This window comes from Aquiflexum sp. (assembly GCF_977115555.1).
In genome coordinates this window covers 1-1,947 of record NZ_CDSBKL010000579.1, presented here as the reverse complement: position 1 = coordinate 1,947, position 1,947 = coordinate 1, and the positions used below count along the sequence as shown (strand labels likewise).

Genomic DNA, 1,947 nt, shown 5'->3' with positions numbered 1-1,947 from the left:
CGCAGTACGACAAAATAAAGGACATTCAAAATATCTGAATCATGATCAAGACAGAAAAAGAATATAATGCCATAATAGAAAGAATTGAGGAGCTTCTTTCCGTTCCCGAAAATATAGAAAATCAGGATGCTAAAGGATACTTGGAATTAAACCTACTTTCGGATTTGGTGGCAGATTACGAAGAGAGAAACTATGCTATTGAAGCCCCGCCACTTTCTGAAATTATAAAGCTTCGAATGAATGAGAGGGGCTTAAATCAAAAAAACCTTTCAGAATTACTCGGTGTCAGTACCTCAAGAATCAGCGAATATCTCAATGGGAAGAGTGAACCTACTTTAAAAATAGCGAGGGAAATAAGTCGGAAATTGGATATCGATGCTTCTATTGTATTGGGGGTTTGACAAATAAAAAAAAGGGAAGCAGATTGAATACCTGCTTCCCTTTCTTTTTTATCAACTCTCTTTTTCTAATTCAAGATAGAACCTGTCTCTTAGGGCTAAACTACTGCCTACTGAGACTGAAAACTGATCACTTCTTCGCAGCAGCCGCTTTCTTCATCGGATTATCTCCGGCAGAAGCGCCTCTTACTCTTCCCCCACCTTTGAACATCTCAAACCTGCTAGGCACGTACTCTCTTGGCCAGGCATTGTTGGATTCGTCGATATCAGCGGTCTCACGATATGGATCAAGGACAATACTTTTCACTTCTTTCTTCTTTGCAAATACTTTGCTGACCTCGGATTCATTCAGTCTCCAGATTTCTGCAGGAATCCTTTCCACTTCAGAAGTTCCGTCTGCATAATTGAATTGGATGATCAAAGGCATCACCAAGCCACCCACATTCTTGAATTTCATCTCGTAGAAATTCATCCCTGAGTTGATCAGCTCTTTTTCTTTTGGATTGAGACTTGCCATGAAGTCTTTGTATGCCTTCTCATCTTCTGGAGTTACAGAAAAAGGATTGTAAGAATTATAGAAATCCCTTGTTGTTGGATCGGCTTCGACCACAGTTTGCGGAACATCTTTTCTGTTGTATTCTTTGCTGACATAAGTTTCCTCCCTGTCAAATTCCTTCTTTTGGTCGGCTTTCTTTTCAGCAGGGGTTCTGTTGTCGAGTTTGTACCAGTTTACTGTTTCCAAAGAAATATCCACCGGATCGGTGCCATAGAACCAACCTCTCCAGAACCAATCCAAATCTACTCCTGAGGCATCTTCCATTGTCCTGAAGAAATCATCCGGAGTCGGGTGCTTAAACATCCATCTTTGTGCATATTCCTGGTAAGCAAAGTCAAAAAGCTCACGGCCCATGATAGTCTCTCTAAGGATATTCAATGCCGTTGCCGGCTTGGCATAGGCATTTGGTCCAAATTGGATGATGTTTTCTGAGTTGGTCATGATCGGCTCCAACGTACTTTTATCGCTTGCCATGTAAGGTGCGATTTTGTGGGCAGGGCCTCTCCTTGATGGATAGTCTCTGTCCCACTCCTGCTCTGCAAGGAACTGCATGAATGTATTCAAACCTTCATCCATCCAAGACCACTGTCTTTCGTCTGAGTTGACGATCATCGGGAAGTAGTTGTGTCCTACCTCGTGGATGATCACGGAGATCATGCCGTATTTGACTGCATCGGAATAGGTTCCATCCGAATCGGGACGACCATAGTTAAAACAGATCATTGGGTATTCCATACCGTTGGTAGCCTCCACGGAGATCGCTACCGGATAAGGATAATCAAATGTTCTGGAAGAATAAGACTTCAATGTATGCGCTACGACTTTGGTAGAATATTGTCCCCAAAGCGGGTTGGCTTCTTTTGCATAGTAAGACATAGCCATGACTTCATTGCCACCCTGCTTGACAGCCATGGCATCCCAGATAAACTTTCTGGAGGATGTCCAGGCAAAGTCCCTCACATTTTCAGCATGGAATTCCCAAGTCTTTTTGTC

The 1,947-nt window shown here is 42.7% G+C and carries 2 protein-coding genes; one reads left to right on the top strand and one right to left on the bottom strand.

Annotated features, from left to right (window positions below; translation table 11 throughout):
- The first annotated feature begins 41 nt into the window (after positions 1-41).
- On the top strand, positions 42-401 hold the full coding sequence (locus tag ACZFYI_RS19770) for a helix-turn-helix domain-containing protein (protein ID WP_241124887.1): 360 nt from the start codon (positions 42-44) through the stop codon (positions 399-401).
- Between the two features lie 127 nt (positions 402-528).
- Here the strand turns inward: ACZFYI_RS19770 and ACZFYI_RS19765 are convergent.
- On the bottom strand, positions 529-1,947 hold a 1,419-nt coding region (locus ACZFYI_RS19765), incomplete at its 5' end, for a M1 family aminopeptidase (protein ID WP_462525839.1).